This window comes from Photorhabdus sp. S10-54 (assembly GCF_963878145.1).
GTDB classification, from domain to species: domain Bacteria; phylum Pseudomonadota; class Gammaproteobacteria; order Enterobacterales; family Enterobacteriaceae; genus Photorhabdus; species Photorhabdus kayaii.
Genome location: NZ_CAWNXG010000024.1, coordinates 1 through 16,493, shown reverse-complemented (window position 1 = coordinate 16,493; position 16,493 = coordinate 1). Strand labels below are relative to the sequence as shown.

The 16,493-nt window shown below is 43.0% G+C and carries 14 protein-coding genes and 8 pseudogenes; 7 read left to right on the top strand and 15 right to left on the bottom strand.

Annotation, left to right across the window (positions count from 1 at the left end):
• Positions 1-50: 50 nt before the first annotated feature.
• Positions 51-1,091 (bottom strand): annotated as a pseudogene (locus AACQ83_RS13880) (IS630 family transposase).
• 82 nt (positions 1,092-1,173) lie between these two features.
• Between AACQ83_RS13880 and AACQ83_RS13875 the strand changes: the two are divergent.
• Positions 1,174-1,371, top strand: a complete 198-nt coding sequence (locus tag AACQ83_RS13875; protein ID WP_339366770.1) for a Tm-1-like ATP-binding domain-containing protein — start codon at positions 1,174-1,176, stop codon at positions 1,369-1,371.
• Between the two features lie 10 nt (positions 1,372-1,381).
• Positions 1,382-2,214: pseudogene (locus tag AACQ83_RS13870) on the top strand (phosphoenolpyruvate hydrolase family protein).
• Between the two features lie 437 nt (positions 2,215-2,651).
• Here AACQ83_RS13870 and AACQ83_RS13865 read toward each other — a convergent pair.
• The 8 genes from AACQ83_RS13865 to AACQ83_RS13830 all read right to left on the bottom strand — a co-directional run bounded on the left by AACQ83_RS13865 (position 2,652) and on the right by AACQ83_RS13830 (position 10,087).
• Positions 2,652-2,804, bottom strand: coding sequence for a hypothetical protein (locus AACQ83_RS13865; protein ID WP_158537779.1), 153 nt, complete (start codon positions 2,802-2,804; stop codon positions 2,652-2,654).
• Positions 2,794-3,024 carry a hypothetical protein gene (locus tag AACQ83_RS13860; protein WP_112878235.1) on the bottom strand — a complete coding sequence of 77 codons (231 nt, stop codon included), beginning with the start codon at positions 3,022-3,024 and terminating at the stop codon, positions 2,794-2,796. Before AACQ83_RS13860 ends, AACQ83_RS13865 begins: the two co-directional genes overlap by 11 nt.
• A 439-nt stretch (positions 3,025-3,463) precedes the next feature.
• Positions 3,464-4,345, bottom strand: coding sequence for a DUF6282 family protein (locus AACQ83_RS13855; protein ID WP_112878234.1), 882 nt, complete (start codon positions 4,343-4,345; stop codon positions 3,464-3,466).
• Positions 4,342-5,019, bottom strand: a complete 678-nt coding sequence (locus AACQ83_RS13850) for an RraA family protein (protein WP_112878233.1) — start codon at positions 5,017-5,019, stop codon at positions 4,342-4,344. Before AACQ83_RS13850 ends, AACQ83_RS13855 begins: the two co-directional genes overlap by 4 nt.
• On the bottom strand, positions 5,019-7,184 hold the full coding sequence (locus tag AACQ83_RS13845) for an isocitrate/isopropylmalate dehydrogenase family protein (RefSeq protein ID WP_112878232.1): 2,166 nt from the start codon (positions 7,182-7,184) through the stop codon (positions 5,019-5,021). The genes AACQ83_RS13850 and AACQ83_RS13845 overlap by 1 nt, the downstream gene beginning before the upstream one ends.
• Positions 7,181-7,924 (bottom strand): alpha/beta hydrolase, encoded by a 744-nt coding sequence (locus AACQ83_RS13840; protein WP_112878231.1) that lies wholly within the window; start codon positions 7,922-7,924, stop codon positions 7,181-7,183. Before AACQ83_RS13840 ends, AACQ83_RS13845 begins: the two co-directional genes overlap by 4 nt.
• Positions 7,921-8,859 (bottom strand): 3-hydroxy-3-methylglutaryl-CoA lyase, encoded by a 939-nt coding sequence (locus tag AACQ83_RS13835; RefSeq protein WP_112878230.1) that lies wholly within the window; start codon positions 8,857-8,859, stop codon positions 7,921-7,923. Before AACQ83_RS13835 ends, AACQ83_RS13840 begins: the two co-directional genes overlap by 4 nt.
• A complete protein-coding gene (locus AACQ83_RS13830) occupies positions 8,852-10,087 on the bottom strand; it encodes a multidrug effflux MFS transporter (protein WP_112878229.1) in 1,236 nt (411 codons plus the stop codon). Before AACQ83_RS13830 ends, AACQ83_RS13835 begins: the two co-directional genes overlap by 8 nt.
• Positions 10,088-10,957: 870 nt before the next feature.
• Here AACQ83_RS13830 and AACQ83_RS13825 point away from each other — a divergent pair.
• From AACQ83_RS13825 to AACQ83_RS13815, 3 genes and pseudogenes are all read left to right on the top strand, one after another.
• A complete protein-coding gene (locus AACQ83_RS13825) occupies positions 10,958-11,377 on the top strand; it encodes a GFA family protein (protein ID WP_192881031.1) in 420 nt (139 codons plus the stop codon).
• A 293-nt stretch (positions 11,378-11,670) separates the two neighbouring features.
• A pseudogene (locus AACQ83_RS13820) lies at positions 11,671-12,941 on the top strand (IS4 family transposase).
• 229 nt (positions 12,942-13,170) lie between these two features.
• A pseudogene (locus tag AACQ83_RS13815) lies at positions 13,171-13,263 on the top strand (IS200/IS605 family transposase); the annotation flags it as partial.
• A 352-nt stretch (positions 13,264-13,615) separates the two neighbouring features.
• Here AACQ83_RS13815 and AACQ83_RS13810 read toward each other — a convergent pair.
• A pseudogene (locus tag AACQ83_RS13810) lies at positions 13,616-14,100 on the bottom strand (tyrosine-type recombinase/integrase); the annotation flags it as partial.
• A pseudogene (locus AACQ83_RS24645) lies at positions 14,094-14,255 on the bottom strand (DNA primase); the annotation flags it as partial. The pseudogenes AACQ83_RS13810 and AACQ83_RS24645, both read right to left, overlap by 7 nt.
• Between AACQ83_RS24645 and AACQ83_RS13805 the strand changes: the two are divergent.
• On the top strand, positions 14,179-14,484 hold the full coding sequence (locus tag AACQ83_RS13805; RefSeq protein WP_370446089.1) for a transcriptional regulator: 306 nt from the start codon (positions 14,179-14,181) through the stop codon (positions 14,482-14,484). The pseudogene AACQ83_RS24645 and the gene AACQ83_RS13805 sit on opposite strands and share 77 nt — an antisense overlap.
• A gap of 101 nt (positions 14,485-14,585) precedes the next feature.
• Positions 14,586-14,825: a SymE family type I addiction module toxin gene (locus tag AACQ83_RS13800; RefSeq protein WP_112879794.1), complete on the top strand. Its 240-nt coding sequence runs from the start codon at positions 14,586-14,588 to the stop codon at positions 14,823-14,825.
• A gap of 60 nt (positions 14,826-14,885) precedes the next feature.
• Here the strand turns inward: AACQ83_RS13800 and AACQ83_RS13795 are convergent, their stop codons facing one another.
• The 4 genes and pseudogenes from AACQ83_RS13795 to AACQ83_RS13780 form a co-directional block, all read right to left on the bottom strand.
• On the bottom strand, positions 14,886-15,263 hold the full coding sequence (locus AACQ83_RS13795; RefSeq protein WP_112879793.1) for a hypothetical protein: 378 nt from the start codon (positions 15,261-15,263) through the stop codon (positions 14,886-14,888).
• Complete coding sequence (locus AACQ83_RS13790; protein WP_158539351.1) at positions 15,260-15,427, bottom strand: hypothetical protein; 168 nt, start codon at positions 15,425-15,427, stop codon at positions 15,260-15,262. The genes AACQ83_RS13795 and AACQ83_RS13790 overlap by 4 nt, the downstream gene beginning before the upstream one ends.
• A gap of 25 nt (positions 15,428-15,452) precedes the next feature.
• Positions 15,453-16,082 (bottom strand): annotated as a pseudogene (locus AACQ83_RS13785) (IS1634 family transposase); the annotation flags it as partial.
• Positions 16,049-16,493: pseudogene (locus tag AACQ83_RS13780) on the bottom strand (IS4 family transposase); the annotation flags it as partial. The pseudogenes AACQ83_RS13780 and AACQ83_RS13785, both read right to left, overlap by 34 nt.

Here is a 16,493-nt window from a genome sequence, read left to right as displayed (position 1 = left end):
GCTTGGGCTGGGATCTTAATGTTAACAAGGTAGTTGTTCTAAATAAGAATTCATAATGATGCTACACCGATTTTATTCATTCCTGGTTTTTGCTGTGCTGAAATCGACGCCAAGAAAGCATCAACATAACTTAGCAATCGCCACATAGATTGGCCGCTGTGGTTCCGGGTGACTGTCTCATGCAACGATTGCCAGAGCCGTTCTATTTTATTCAATCAGGGGGAATAACTCGGTAAAAATAAGAGGTTAAATTTCGGATGCTGGGCCAACCAATGTTTGACTTTCTGACTGCTATGGATGCAGTAATTATCTAAGATTAATGTGATCGTTTTCGCATCAGGATAGTGGGTATTAAGCTCATCTAACATCTTGATAAATAAATTAGAGTCCTTCTTTGTCCCTTTAACATAAGTCACTTTCCCTGTTTGGGCATTGAGGCAGCCGGCAAGATAATGTTTTTCATTTTTTCCTGGCGTGACAACGCGTTTTTGCTGCCCTTTAAAACACCAGTCCGCCCCGATTTTCGGATTCAAATTAATATCGACCTCATCTTCATAAAACACCGGATGTTGTGCTGAGGTATGGGTCAGGGCTTCTGTGATTTTTGCTATTTTTTCATGATATTCAGGATCAGGTCGTTTTAGGGTGGGGGCGGCCCTGCGCCAGACAATACCGACCTGTTGGCAGTAGCGATATAACGTACTTTGTGTGAGAGATAACTTGAGCAATTGATTGATAGTCTGAGTGATGAGCTCCAGGCTCCAGCGTGAGCGAAGATAGCTAAAATCTTGAGGCAAGTGCTGCAATAAGAAAGACAAGAGCGGATAGAGCGGGGCTAAATTCCAAACAATGGGCCTGCCGGCGGGTAAACTTTTCAGCCCTTCCAGGCCATACAAGGTAAACCAGTGAATCCAGCGATTAACCGAAGAACGTGCAGCATGCAGGGTTTTGGCGACATGAGTCACCGTATGACCTTCATGTAGCATTAATAATACCATTAATCGGCGGGCATAATCCTTATCACGGGTTTTATGGATAAGTTTTTTCATCTGCTGTCGTTCATTTCGGGGGATGGGTGCTATGATGGGCATCGCTCAGTCCGTTTTGGGGTTTGTGATTTTTAGCGATTGATCAGATCGCAAAAATCGGACTGAGTTCCCTTCCAAGTGATCTATTATTTCGAAAGCTTATTTAGATTGCCCTGAACAACCTTTTTATTTACCTGCATCAACACAGGCTTTCTGTCATGGACTAAAAAAAACAATAAAACAAACAGAATTGCGAAAAGTTATAAAAACACCTTTTCACATAAATTCACCACAATTTTGTACCCTTGTAATACAACAATTCAAGGAAATAATAGAACACTAGGGAATTTCTTATGAAGAAGAAATATAATCAGATTATTGAAACTATAAAACAAAAAGTCGAACGTAACGAAACTATTATTGGAGCAAGTGCAAGCACTGGTCTTTCGGCGCGTTGCGAAGAAGCAGGAGGGGCAGACCTCATTATCGTATATAATTCTGGGCGCTTCAGAATGGCTGGCAGAGGATCTCTGGCCGGATTTTAATGCCATACGGTAATGCAAATGAAATTGTCAGAGAAATGGGTAATGAAATATTGCCGATAGTTAAGGAAACACCTGTATTGGCGGGTGTCTGTGGTACTGATCCATTCTGTAATTTATCTCTTTTCCTGGATGAACTGAAGGCACAAGGTTTTGCTGGTATTCAGAACTTCCCAACAGTAGGGCTTATTGATGGAAAGTTCAGAAAAAACCTGGAAGAAACAGGCATGGGATATGCACTGGAGGTGAAGCTAATCCGCCTGGCACATGAAAAGGGAATGATTACCACTCCTTATGTTTTCAATGTAAAAGAAACTGAGGCTATGGCACAAGCAGGTGCTGATATCATCGTCGTACATCTGGGGCTAACCACTGGCGGCGATATTAGCGCTAATACCTCATATGATCTGAAATCTTGTATACCAATCATTAATGCTTGCGCTTCGACAGCTAAAACTGTCCGAAATGACATTATTATTTTGTGCCATGGTGGCCCAATTTCGGAACCGGAAGATGTCGCCTATATTTTGGCTCATTGCCCCGATTGTCATGGGTTCTATGGAGCTAGTGCAATGGAGCGTTTGCCAACAGAACAAGCCATCAAGCACACTATCCAGAAATTTAAAGAAATTAATCGAGGTTAGTGAGAATTATACTTAAGCTATGTGGAAACTGAGTACTACAACCGTAATATCTGTTACGTTATGATGACGCATTGTTTTCTTTTCCTCAAAATACGGGAAGATACCCAATATGCCATCCCCTGCCAACACATGTCTGTCTGGCTCCCTTATTTCATCCTGTCGGTCCGCAACAACTCCGTCTCGCTTGTCTCCGGGGCTTACTCAACGATGTTAACGAAAAAATGGCCGGCAATTGGCTGGACAGAAGCCCCACACACCACAATACTTTCTTTAGCATGCTGATGCCTCGGTGATGACCTCCTGGTGCCGGTTCAGGCCCCGGGAAGGGAAAAAATCGGCCCTGATGAGTACCAACAATATCGAACACCCTGTCGGCGATAGTTTATGCCTTTAAACCGGAAAACCATCCAAAAATTCCCCTGTTTCATTTAACAAGGCTATTTTATCTCGTCTTCCAAAGTTCTACGATGATATTCATCACTCGCTTTTTCATGCATGGTAAACAGCATCGGTAATAGAGAACTCAGCGCCGATAGGCTATGCCCGAGCTGACACAAACTCTCGGAAGTATCTAGGATACTACTGTGCATAATATTGCTTCTCAATTGGTTTAGAAAAAATTAAAACCAAAGAAAAGTCTGCAAGCAAGGTGTGTACTTCGGTTTCTACATTAAATTGCGCGTTAAATGTATAACGCTTTGAGTATGAGGATATGTTACTATTCATATTAGCCATAGCATTCGTAGTAGTCATACTACAGCCCACTAATAATCCACGCACCATTTGCAAATTCCGGTCAGGTGCTTTCATTAGTCCATTCTCATAACTTAGAGCAAAGAGCTTAAATAAGGGCATCTACTATGCTATCACTCTATACCCAATGGATTTCAAGATGCATCGAGACGGCAAGGGAGTGAATCCCCGGGAGCATAGCAAACTATGTGACCGGGGTGAACGAGTGCAGCCAACAAAGAGGCAACTTGAAAGATAACGGGTATATAACTTGCACCAGAGGGTTCTCACACACAGAGCCTACATTTATTTTTCTTGTAACAAAATAAAGACCATTGCCCACAACTTCACAAATGATTTGGATATTGCTATACCATTTTTGAAAATGCGAGCATGGTCATGTTCTAGTGGTGTTGTAGTCAAATAATTTCGGCTAGTTTCATAGATCTTTATTGCAATTTTCCATATTCAACCAACAACGGATAATTATCGTCTTCTCAGCCGATGAATCTAATATCTAATCCGGAGCCAACATCCGCAGTGGATTCAGTAAAGAGATATCTCGGATGTGTTCTTCACTAAGGCCAGCGGTTTTAAACCAGCGTTCACTATCGCTCAACCATTGCTCAACATCCGGCTGGACTGGCTGTCCAAGATCGGAGCTATAGACAACATTATTCACCTCCGATAACACTTCAAAAAAATCCTCAGTTGTCTGATAACCAAGATAAACAGTTAATGCCGTTTGCTCCACATAAAGCCAATCATGTTCACCCAACGCCTTAAGATCTTTCGCTTTTAATCCTGTCATAGGACTGGCAGGTTGGTTCAGCATGAACTTACAACCACCCGCAGCGGTAATCGCATCAATAAGTTGCATAACTTCATAACGTGAAGCATGGCCGGATGACAATACAACATTATGCTGCTGCGCAAAACTAATTAACTCATGGATCTCGTTATGCAATCGCCCATTGCTATCGACAACAGACAAAGGTTGCTGTGCTAAAGTTTGCGCGAAAGCATTTGCCCAAGCACGTTTCATTATACTTTTATGGCTTGTCGGGACAATAGTCGGCAGATGAACCAACAGCCGCGGAGCTTTACAGAACTGGTACTGACTCAGTGACTGGATAACAGAGTTAATTGCCAGCCCTCCAGCAGTTGCGTTCAATACTATCGAACCAAAAACCGGAAGTCCTGCTTCTTGAGCCAGTGACGACAAAGCAGTAACACTCCCCAGATGGTTTTTAAGTACAACCCCACCACCATGTCGGACGTATTCCCTTCCTGCTTCAAGTACATTGTACCGCCGAATGTAACTATCGGGACGGGCATGATAATGTACATCCAGAAAACGAAGTTTTCTCTCCCAGTATTCTATAAACAGCTGACTCATTGCGCAGCTTTCCAAGGTACGGCATATCCCAGTTTTTCGCGGGCGTTAACTAGATCTTCTCCGTTAGTTATCGCCTCAATAATAGCTTGTTCAGTTTTGTCAACATTTTCTGCACGCTCAATAACGGTAAGCAAATGCTGCTGCGGGATGACTAGCGCACCATTATCATCAGCAAAAACCCAATCTCCTGGAGATATTGCTACACCGCCAATATCCAGAGTGCATTGTTTTGCAGCAACCTTGGCTCGATTCTTTCCAGATACCATATAAACCCCTGTCGTGAATAAGGGATATTCCAATCTGCGAACCTCAGACAAGTCTCTGGCTGACCCATAAATCACAGAACCTGCGATTCCTTTTTGTACAGCCTTAAAAGTTAAAATATTACCCCAACTGGTACAATCCGTACGCCCCTGATTATCAACCACTATTACATATCCAGCAGGTACTTCATCAATGTAGTTTCCAGCATTAAGAAATTTACCCTGTTCCGGAATGATAGGTTCATAGCGCACAGTAAAAGCTGGTCCAGCCATTTTAATCCCGACATTACTACGTGGCACAATTCCAGCTAGTCCAGCAGGAATATGCAGACTATCCATTGCATCCGATATGGCCGCACTGTCAAGCTTCATTAAACGCTTTTTGATTTGATCAATTTGTATAGTTTGCATTACATTTCCCCTTTGGGTTCACGTGCGCGCAGGACACTCCAGGCGGCATATTCTGGTATAGATTGTTGCAGTAGCAATTTATTACATGGAAAATCCACTGAATATTGTCGTCCTTCATCATCTATGGTCGTCAAGGTCATCTGTCCAAGCATTTCTTCACCAGACAAAAATGAACTTATAGAAGGAGACACTGTAATATTCACCGAAAGAAATTTTGAAGGATTATTTACTGCATATGTTGTGTGTAGATATGTATTTAATTCATCATCATCTGTGAACCAGTTAATGCGGTATTGTTCACTGAGTTTTTCCATAGCAGTCATCTGGCAATCACTAACCAATTTGTTTTCAAACATGACGCTAAAGTTAGCCAATTGCTGTACGGAAAGAGGGACATCAGCAGGCGTAATAACTTGTACTACGACATAAGGCGCTTTCCACAGATAGTGAATATCACACTCAACACCATCAAAGAATGCATTCACCATCGTACCTACTTTACTTTCACTAACCCCGATTAGTGTCCAATGGTAGTTTCTCTCTCTCATGCCGACTACTGGGCCGATAGAATGTTCTTCTGACAACATTAACCGCATTTGGGACGGAGGCCCTGGCAACACAACTATTTTACTACCATCAACATTAAGACTGAAACCAGGTGCTGTACCTGTAACATTGGGAATAACCTTTGCTCCGAATGGAAACATGGCTTGGAATCGATTCGAGAGATCACAATATACTCCCAGTTTTTCCAATTGTTGCTGTATTTCCACCCAGACATTATCACGTATTTCCAGAGGGCTTCCTGCCGCTTTTGCTATCGCCTCACGAGTTTTATCATCCGGTGTCGGGCCAAGACCGCCACACACAATAATGAGAGTATCCTGCCCCAGCCTGCGAACCACTGCGGTAGCAATCTGGTTAATATCATCAGCACAAACCTGATGTTGCTTCACTTTATATCCCTGCTCCGTGAGATATTCACTAATATCCTGAAGATTAGTATTAGGATATTTACCACTCAGGAGTTCATCACCAACAGTAATAACCGATGCAGAATAGCTAGTGTATTTTTTACTTAGAGTACTAATAATAGCCTGCGCCATTTGTTGGGTTGTTGCGCTACCACCCAGATCATAAGTAACAGTTCGTCCTTCACGTATCACATTATCTACTGCACAGTTAATTTGCTGTGCTGCATCAGAAAAGCCAAGATGTTCCAGTAGTAATGCGATTGTGTAAAACATCGCTGCCGGATTGGCTTTATTTTTACCTGCCATACCAGGCGCACTACCGTGTACAGGTTCAAAGTATGCAATATCACTACCAATATTAGCGCTAGGCGCTAAACCAAGCCCTCCCATTACTCCCGCTGCCAAATCAGACAAAATATCACCGAACATATTCTCAGCGACAATGACACCAAATTCATGCGGTTTTTTTACCATCCATAAAGCTACCGCATCTACATTGTGGATATCCGCTTTTATTTCAGGGTAACGTGCCGCAACAGTATCGAAAATACCTTTTGCAAAGTGCCCACTTTCCCGCATTACATTTGGTTTATCCGCAAAGGTTACACGGGAGTAGTTATTTTCCTTTGCATACTCAAATGCAGTAATAAACAAACGTTCTAAACCAAAACGGGTTTGTAGACGGACTGTCCATGCTGCTTCTTCAGGGCCATATTTATCTATATTTGGATGCCGTAACCAAGTTGTCGCAGTAGCGGGAATTCCTTTAAAATCGAACCCTGCATATAGTCCTTCGGTATTTTCCCTGATAACACAACAGCGAAATGGTTTACGGTCCCCTTCTACATAACGCACTGGTCGGATATTTGCATATAATCCCAAACGCTGGCGTAATTGGATAACGGGTGACACATAATTTCTCATTTTCCCACGCAGAGGCGGCGGCAACGCTTGTTGTGCTTCTTCTTTACCTTTACTAGTAATAGCGCCGAGTAACACCGCATCTACTGAAGCTATTTTTTCCCAAGTACTGGCAGGTACTGGATTACCTTCTCTTTCCCAACAAGTCCAACCAATATCCCCAGTTTCCAATGTCACAGGAAGATTTAGGGCCTGAAAAACGGGAAGAGCGGCATCGCATACTTCCTGACCAATACCATCCCCAGGTAAAATAAGAATTTTTTTATTCATAAGGTTTTGAGCCAATCGTTAATTACGTTGTTAATAAATGACGGCTTGTCTTCCCAAGGCCGCATTCCTGCCCCATCCACGACAACAAAACAGTGCGTAGTATTAGTGCTGACCACCTGATTACATTCTGTGGCTAATTGTGAACGTCCACCAACTATGCTCAGAAATTTTCCTTTGTAATTGCACAATATTGTTCTGGCATCCAATTGTAGCAGCAGTGAAAATCCCACTATCATGCGTTCCCGAGCAGTATTTCTTAAATTGTCAGGTATCGCAGGCATGTTAGGAAGTGGAGTCCCACCTTCAGGAATAACAAAGTTATGTAACACAGAAATCGCTTCATCTAGCTGATTTCTATTCAGTAATGCTATTAATTGTTCCAGCCTATTGGTCAGTAACGAATCAGCATATCCAGGACCACTCACTGAGATTACTCCCGTGAGATTTTTCAGGCGCGACGCAAGCAATTGTGCCAGAGTACCAGACATCGCAAAACCGATAAGCAAATAAGGCTGGGAAAAACGTTGATTGAGTTCAGATTCAATAATATTAATAGCGTAGTCGGGATCAGATAAATTAATTAAGGATAATGTATCAATAATAGACACCTGATATCCCACTTTCTGTAATAATATACGCAATGGAGTGCAAAAATCACCATGATCCCAAAGCGGCATCACAGGTGAAAGAATTACCGCTTCGAGACTGAAACATCCGGCATGGTTATTATGCCGTGTCATGCCGTTGCTCCTCGCAAAGATTTAACAACCTGAAACGCATAATTAATACCATTTCGTAACCCTTCTTCGAGAGCTGTTTTATTTTCCACACTCAAATTGTACATACCCATCATTATATCGATAAGATCGCGCTGGGCGGCGGCAAAAAAATGATGGGATTGCAGTTCATTGAGTTGATTAAATACTCGTTCAAGGTCATATTGTTTGCTATTTTGGCTCAGATTGAGAAATGATAGCCAGCTTTCCAAATTGAGATTTCCGGCACCTTTTCCCATCCCTGATAGAGAACTATCAATAAAATTAGCTCCAGCTCTCATAGCTTCAATACTATTCGCTGTGGCAAGACCCAAATTATCATGAGGGTGGAATCCCAATTGCAATTGCGTGGCAGACTTTAACTTATAAAACATCTGCGCTACCTGTTCAGGGAACAAACTACCATTTGAATCCGCCAGGTAAATAATATCAGCACCAGCTTGTTCACACTGTTTGGCAACTTCAATAATTTTACTGATAGAGAGCTGACTCACTCGTGTAAAATTAATACCCACAGCCATTCCAGTAGCTCGAGCAATCTTGCATAACTCTAAGCATGGCTGGGGGTTATCAGCTTTAATACATAACCGAAGCAAGCTAACGCCATTCGCCTTCATTGCATAGATATCATCAACATTAATATTGTGAGGATGGGCAATGACGACCAATTTTGCCTCAGGTACCGATTGATGAATATCTCGGATATAACTATCCGGCGACATACCTGTTAGGCCAATATTAGAAATAGGTTTGAAAGAACCATTGCGATAACCAATTTCAAACCATTCCACACCACTTTTAGTCAACGCTTCAACATGTTTTATAGCGTATTCTGTTGTAAAATTAAAATTATTCAGGTATCCACCATCACGTAATGTGACATCTATATTATTAACCATTTTTCATTCCTATTTTAGTTTCTATTGTTTGTTTTTTACTTATTTCTTTATTACCTCTATTACCAGTTATATAAATAATGCTACCGACTAAGGAAACAACTGTGATGATAGATGCCACTTTAATAGGTTCATGGTGAGATATATAACCAATAAGCAATGATGCCAGTCCTGCACTACCTAATTGCAATGTTCCCATCACGCCGGAAGCTGTCCCTGCCGCTTGAGAATGAGTGGCAATTGCCGATGCAGTACCAAGTGGCAGCAAAAAACCATTACCGAAAGTCAATACTGATATTGTTAGTACAGAAGTTATCAATGGGTAGGAACTAAAAAACATTTGTATCGTGAAAGCAATACCTCCAACAGCAAAGATGAGATAACCATGAGAAATCGTCTTTCTCATGCCCTGCTGGCGACTTAATTTCTTAGCAGTAAGATTGCCTAACACATAACTCAAAGAGAGCATTATATAGGTGTAACCAACATATTTTTCTGGTAATCCCATAGCTGTAAGAATAAATGGAGATTCAATCAAATAAGAAAAATATGCCGTATAAGCGAAGCAAGGTATTGCTGCATAGAAAAGAAACTCTTTATTTATTATCACTTGGTAAGTACTAACCAATACATTTTTAACACTCAATTTTTGGCGCTTTTTCACTGGTAGTGATTCTTTCAGAACTAGCAAGCACAGTATAAGCGTGGCTGTTATAAATAAAGTAAGAAATAGAAAACAGGCTTTCCAGCCATAATACTCACTTAACACACCGCCGATCATTGGTGCGACAGCGGGTGACATTCCCACAAAAGGGAAAATAATCAGATATAAATTAGCTGCCTCTTCTTTCCCCATCAAATCATTAATAATGGCACGACTTAATGTAATACCAGCACAAGCGCCTACTCCCTGGAATAAACGCAATAATAGCAACTCACTAATATGCGTACTGTAAAAAATACCAATTGTTGAAATCAGCCATATAATCATTCCAGAAATAAGAATCGTTTTTCTTCCTAAACAATCACTTAATGGCCCATAAATAAGTTGAGAAAAGGCTATACCAAATAGAAATATAGCTATTGCACTTTGTATACTAGATTCGCTAACGTGATAATAGTTTCCCATTTTATTCAAGGCGGGTAGGAATATATCCGATGAAACCAGCCCCCCCATAGAAAGAAAAGCCATTAAAACGATAAATAATAAAGATGAAGATTTATTGTTCATGGACCATTAACCAATCAATATAATAAACATTATCCAAGAATAAATTCCGTGTAAAATAAAAAAAACACGCACCAGTTAAATTTACATTAAATGCACACAATCACTTATTTAATGAATAAATCAATATACCCGTTATCTTTCAAGTTGCCTCTTTGTTGGCTGCACTCGCTCACCCCGGTCACATAGTTTGCTATGCTCCCGGGGATTCACTCCCTTGCCGTCGCGATGCATCTTGAAATCCATTGGGTATAACATTAAAACAATTTTAATTTCACGCCAGCATAGTTATTAAATCAGCAGTTAACATTTAATTCAAAGAAAAATATCTGCCTACTTTAGGTAATAAAACCTCAGCTCAGTTTGATAAACAATTAATTATAGATATGCTTATAAAGATACCATACTAAACAATTAACATCTTGCATATAAAATAATAAATTACTTTGCATATCACCTTGTGCTGCAAGAATTAATAACTCTTCATAACAATATAAAAATTAAATCCCACCCATTCTTTAGATTAAAAACCTTTCACTCTATAAATAACTCCTCCAAATAGTGAAATACTTTTACATAACTTCTATAATAATTAACCTTTATAAAAATAATCTAACGTAAATATCAACTGAAAACATAATAACATCAACATCATTTTTTAGTAAACAAAAAAACATAAAATTTAAATTCAAAAACAAATAAAAAAAACACATAACACAACATATAATACTAAAAACAAAGTCATTATTATAATAAATATAATAACAAATGTTATTATATTAACAATGATATATTTTTTAAAAACTTACAGACTAGTAATACCAGATCACATTTCCCTACCATTGTTAAGACCCGAAAACTAAGGAGGTACACATGCTAATTCCCGGTAGTTGTCACTGTAAGAATATTGAATTTATGTTTAATTGGGAGCCCGAACCTCTGGAGATTCCGGCACGAACATGTACTTGCTCCTTTTGTACCAAGCACAGTGCCGTCTGGACATCATACCCAACGGGGCAGCTTCGACTAAGTATCAGAGACCAAAAACTTCTACATAAATACTCTTTTGAAACAGGTACAGCCCAGTTTTACATCTGTAGCAAGTGCGGAATAGTACCTATTGTCATCAGTCAGATTAACGGTCGCGATTATGCCGTAGTTAACGTCAATACCTTTGAAGACGTTGATCCCGCGCTGCTCAAATATGTTGCTGCTAAGTTCACTGATGAAAGCGAGCAAGCTCGATTGACACGCCGTCAACAACACTGGATTGCTAATGTTGAATATATATAGGCTATATCAGAGGAGACGTAGATTTAGAAACCAAATCGGCTGAATGAAAGGCGTTTTACAACTATCATAGACCACATGCATCACAGGCCATATGGGAGCTTGAAAGGTAAAACGCCTTATGAGATTTTTGTTGAAAAAATGAGAGCTTAAATAAAATCGTGAGTAGAACCTTTTATGCCTGCTACATAAACAGGATCTTTAGCGCCAACCGGTTATTTTAGATAGAAAAAAGGCTTTATTTATGATCTGATAATTGTCGCCAAACAAAATACCGAGATCAGAGAATAAAGCCGATGACAATTATCTCCACAAAACTTCAGTTAATGCAATTCTTCAGTAACACTTTTCTTGAAAAAACCGCACGCCGATGTGGCTTTATGGAACGACTCAGAAATATTGGGCCACAGTCTCTGGTTCTCAGTCTGATAGCCGCACTGAGCAAAGGAAACTGTCCCTCCATCGCTGACCTGCACCGGCAATTTAACGGCATGTGTCTGAGTGAAAAACACACTGTCGCCTATAAGCCCTTCCATAATCAGTTGCGTAAAAGCGCTTTCGCCGAGTTTATAAAGACGCTGGTGACGTTTGCCATGGCTCAGTTGATTGAAAAAGCTTTGCCCCCCTTACCCAAAAAATTCAGCCAGTTTGACGATATCCTCTTGCAGGATGGCAGCTCATTCAACGTTCATCCCGAGTTAGCCGGGGTTTTTCCCTGTCGTTTCAGTCCCCTGAAGGCGGCGGTTGAGTGCCATATGACCCTATCTTTGTTCAGCCAATCGCCCATCGCCATGACGGTGACCGCAGACACGGCCTCTGAGCGGGCTTATCTGCCTGCCCCTCACACCCTACGCAATAAATTGCTGCTGGCGGATGCCGGTTACGTGGATTTCGGGTACTTCGAGCAACTTTCCCTGTCCGGGAGTTCATTTATCGTTCGGGGAAGCCAGTCGCTTAATCCCCTGATTGTCAGCGCCCGAAATGGACAGGGGCGACAATTACCGACACTGGCGGGCAAAAAACTCCGGGAGATTAGCCGCAAAAACAACCGTGCTGAAGTGCTGGATTTCACCTGTCGGCGTGGCCGATTCGAATTTCGGATCATCCGGCGTTGTGGTTTGCGCAGGAAAAACGCCTTTGTTTTTGGCTCACCAATCTGCCGCCATCCCACTTTACCGCAGATGACATCATGGCAGTCTATCGCTGTCGCTGGCAGGTCGAACTGCTGTTTAAGGAACTAAAATCCCACACCAACTGGACAGGTTTTGTGACCGGTCAGAAAGCGATAGCGGAGGGGCTCATCTGGGCAAGTCTGCTGGCGTTGATAGTCCGGCGCAGTCTGGCGAGGCGGTTTTTGCCTTCAGTTTCCTTTCTCAAGGCAGCCAAAAATGTTGATGTCTGGTTATTGCCGATATTGAGCGCGATTATTCATCATGCCGGGTCGGAAATAGAACACCATCTGGATTGGGCCCTGAAATATTTCGCCAAAAATGCGTTGAAGTTGCCCCAGGGAAAATCCAATAAAAATAATGGGTTGGAGGGTATTTTCGAGAGGCTTAATACTTAAGGTTCAGTGTATGAGCGCTGCCTGAACAGGGATTGGATTAAAGACGGATTTTTTTCGCTATTAACATACCAACTCTCATTGATATCGCGTTTTGATATTAGCATGTTAAAGGACAATCTCTATTGAATCATCAACATTACTCGCTTGAATACTCCCTGCATAAAAGCATCGCGTAAGTAAACAGGTTATGCCTCTCATCTTCACCACAAAATACGCATTTAATCGATCTTTGCGATCTCGTCCCTACTTTATCTGTAGCGCCGGAGGGGCGATGATAGAAACGCTTAAAGCTTATGTCCAAAGTCAAGCGACGCCGGATTAATCTTTAAAGTCCTTCGGACTTGCGTCTTAATCTCCATCCGCACTAGACAAGGATTTACAGCAACGTATTCCATTGCGAAGTTAGTCAGCGAACACCGATCTTCCCTGTATACTCAGTCAGTTATAACCGGATTTTTCCGCTGCTTCTTCACCGTCCGACCCAAAACCCCCTGACGCACTTTTCGCCCCCGAACGCCCGTTTTGCCCGATGAATGCTTTTCAGTGTAGCGCCTTTTTCGGCAACGGGCGAACGTCGCCCAGCTAGCTTGCCTGGGCGGCAAAGAGCCCGCAAGCGGCGCCCCTGCGACGCTCTCAGGCACCGCAGTTTCAGATTGTACGCCGTTTTGTTGCCTGCGCAGGTCCGCCCCGCTCTCCAGCATTTGGGTTGCCATCGCGTGCTGGAACAGGTGACAGCTCCCCTTTTTCTCAATGCCAGCGGCCCGGATATAACCGCTCACGGCATTCGTGATACCGTTCGGCTGCAACCCGTCGAGACCGTTCATTGCCACGAACAGCGCCTGAATGTCCGGCGTGACCAGCAGTTGCGGGCGAACCTGTTGCTGATAGAACTGGAGCCAGCTTAAGGCCCGTTCGCCGAGGGGCAATACCCGGTCTTATTGCCCTTACCCTGCCGGATAGTCACGGTTTTGCGTGACCCGTCAATGCTGTAGATATCGAGCCGCGCCACTTCACTGCGCCGTATCCCCGTTGACCAGAGCAGCTCCATCAGGGCCCGGTCGTGCGCGCCCTGCAACGTATGCAGGTCAGGCTGCGACAGGATATGCTCTATTTCATCAATGCTCAGGATATACCGCGGCAACTCGATGTCCGCCGCCGGGTAAAGCGCACTTCGTTTGGCTGGCAGTGCTGGCGCTGCGCGATGTGGCCGACCATCTCCTGTATCAGCAACAGCAACTTGCGGGTCTGCGGCAGCATTTCATCCAGTGTGCGCCCCAGCACCTCATGCGCCAGCCGGTTGGCCAGAGCAATGTCCGCTTTCAGAAGACGGGTACAGATATCCGTCCTGCCTGAGATGGCAAGATTACTTTGCGTATCACTGGAAGCGTTATTCGGAGAAGAAGCGATCGACATGGTTCCCCGCAAGCGGGGGCCCGCTTCACGGCTTGAGCAACAGATACAGATTATCAGCCAGTTACCCCGTGCCAAACAGAAGCTGGTTTCAGAGATGCTTGAGGCGGTGATTGCACAGGCACAGCAATAAAAAGACAGGCTACTATAGGGAAAGGATTTTTTAACGCGGATGAAGCAGGCGGCAACCTGCAACAACCGCTCACCATAACCAACTATGTGAGGTAGTTCATCATGGCTAACCGCGATTGTAATGTAAATTCAGGCAGTTCGAAAGCGCAACGCCGCTATAAAATCGGCTATATCAGCCGATGTCACCCTGACCGCAGTACTGGCATGACCCGCTATTACAGCCAGCATCCCAGCCTGCACCTTAAAGGCAACTGGCTGGAAAAAGCCGGGTTTACCACTGGGGAAGCGGTAAAAATTATTGTTCAGCGAGGGCTGCTAATCATTCAATTAGCTGACGAATAAGAGGACGATCCCAGCTTGTTAGGGCTGGGATCGTTTTTACGTTCTCAACAGGATACAGTGTTAAGCGTAACGCTCTGTCAGTGCTTTCATATGCCTTTCTACCGTTTCTTTACTGTCAGGAAAAGCATTGATATAAGCATCAGATATATACCGCATCAGCATCACAAATTGATTTGGCGTAATTTCTGAACTTTCAAATTCTCCAACATAAAAAGTCACTAAATCAAAATCTTCTGGATAATCCAGGTCTTGATCTAACACATATTCTAACCCTTCATGTACTACACACCCAATACCCTTTGAAGCATCCAAGAGAAATTTTATGAAGCTCATTTTCTCTTCACTCAACATGGTAAATATGAGGTAGTATAAATCTTCACCATCATTATTAGTTAAATACTCTTTTGTCTCGTCTAACCACTTCGTTTTATCACTCATGGAATATTCCTTGATGGCATTGTGATGAATGCGTTACTAATTTCCCCGCTTTTAGCATCTTTCGTTACCCTGAACCAATATCCATCGACTTTAGTTGAGTACTCCCTTTTATCTGGATTGGATATAAAATAATCCTTTGATTGTTTAGCAGCTTGAGTAGACATATTAAGCCGACATTCCGCACCCAATTCAGGAATAAAAAGACTCGTATGGTGGCCCCAATATTTTCAGCAGGGCATTTTGGTACGGTTGCGTTCCCGTCACCATCCGGTGTTCTTCAAATTCAAAGGTATTAATACCTTCGAAAGTTAAAAATACCCAACGAGCGGTGGGCGATTGCGTCTGCCGCTGCTTCATATCCGGGTAGAATGCCTTGCTTTGTTTCAGACCCGTGCGAATTTTATGTTCCAGCGCCGCATACACCATTAAGCTACACGTCATCACCATCAATAAGGCTTCGATGCGTTCCGGTTTTTTCAGGTACATGGATGAGGTTAAGAACTCGGGACTTTTTAGGAATCGAAAACCTCGCTCAACTTTCTGCTGGGCTTTGTCATTCACGAGCAACGCGGCCATATCCAGCGCCTTATCGTCCGTTTTATTGGTCGCCAAAATAAACATCCCCACCTTGAGTCGGGCATACACGACTTTATCCAGTTGACTGTAAGCCCGGCCTGAGAGCCGGTAATGAATCTGAGAGGGTTTATCTTTAGCCGGACGTCCACGCCCTTGATATGTCATGATTTCTTCCACTTGTGGGGCGTCAATACCGATAAACTGGCATTCGGAGCCAAAATCACGCAGGGCGCATAACGTATCTCACAGAGCGCCTCCCGGGCTTTGCGGCCGCCCCGTTGCCTGACCTGAACCTGTCTTTCTCCTGCAGACTGCAAAGTATCGCTGAAGGCATAAAGAGTCTCTTCACTCTCTGCTATCCGCCGGCTTTGCATTGAACGAACAACAAAACGCTGCTGATTCATGACCTTATAGGCCAGGTATTCAATCACATCAGATTCCCGATCACAGACACTGATCTCCTTTGTCATCTCCGGCCCCAAACGTGCCGCCATCGCCCGCGAAGCGGCTTCCCACTTCGCGCTTTCTTTTTCTTGATACGGGCGGGTCTCACGCTGTTTTTTCTTGCCATAGTCATTGATGTTTCTCACCCCGCGTTTTTGTTCAATCAACCCGACAACCTGTTGTTGATTGGGGGCAAAAAGCAGTACTGAA

Bases quoted from the DNA above. Each gene is read 5' to 3' on its own strand.
- AACQ83_RS13865 (WP_158537779.1), bottom strand. From the start codon at position 2,804: ATGCACAGTAGTATCCTAGATACTTCCGAGAGTTTGTGTCAGCTCGGG.
- AACQ83_RS13860 (WP_112878235.1), bottom strand. From the start codon at position 3,024: ATGAAAGCACCTGACCGGAATTTGCAAATGGTGCGTGGATTATTAGTG.
- AACQ83_RS13855 (WP_112878234.1), bottom strand. From the start codon at position 4,345: ATGAGTCAGCTGTTTATAGAATACTGGGAGAGAAAACTTCGTTTTCTG.
- AACQ83_RS13850 (WP_112878233.1), bottom strand. From the start codon at position 5,019: ATGCAAACTATACAAATTGATCAAATCAAAAAGCGTTTAATGAAGCTT.
- AACQ83_RS13845 (WP_112878232.1), bottom strand. From the start codon at position 7,184: ATGAATAAAAAAATTCTTATTTTACCTGGGGATGGTATTGGTCAGGAA.
- AACQ83_RS13840 (WP_112878231.1), bottom strand. From the start codon at position 7,924: ATGACACGGCATAATAACCATGCCGGATGTTTCAGTCTCGAAGCGGTA.
- AACQ83_RS13835 (WP_112878230.1), bottom strand. From the start codon at position 8,859: ATGGTTAATAATATAGATGTCACATTACGTGATGGTGGATACCTGAAT.
- AACQ83_RS13830 (WP_112878229.1), bottom strand. From the start codon at position 10,087: ATGAACAATAAATCTTCATCTTTATTATTTATCGTTTTAATGGCTTTT.
- AACQ83_RS13825 (WP_192881031.1), top strand. From the start codon at position 10,958: ATGCTAATTCCCGGTAGTTGTCACTGTAAGAATATTGAATTTATGTTT.
- AACQ83_RS13800 (WP_112879794.1), top strand. From the start codon at position 14,586: ATGGCTAACCGCGATTGTAATGTAAATTCAGGCAGTTCGAAAGCGCAA.
- AACQ83_RS13795 (WP_112879793.1), bottom strand. From the start codon at position 15,263: ATGAGTGATAAAACGAAGTGGTTAGACGAGACAAAAGAGTATTTAACT.
- AACQ83_RS13790 (WP_158539351.1), bottom strand. From the start codon at position 15,427: ATGTCTACTCAAGCTGCTAAACAATCAAAGGATTATTTTATATCCAAT.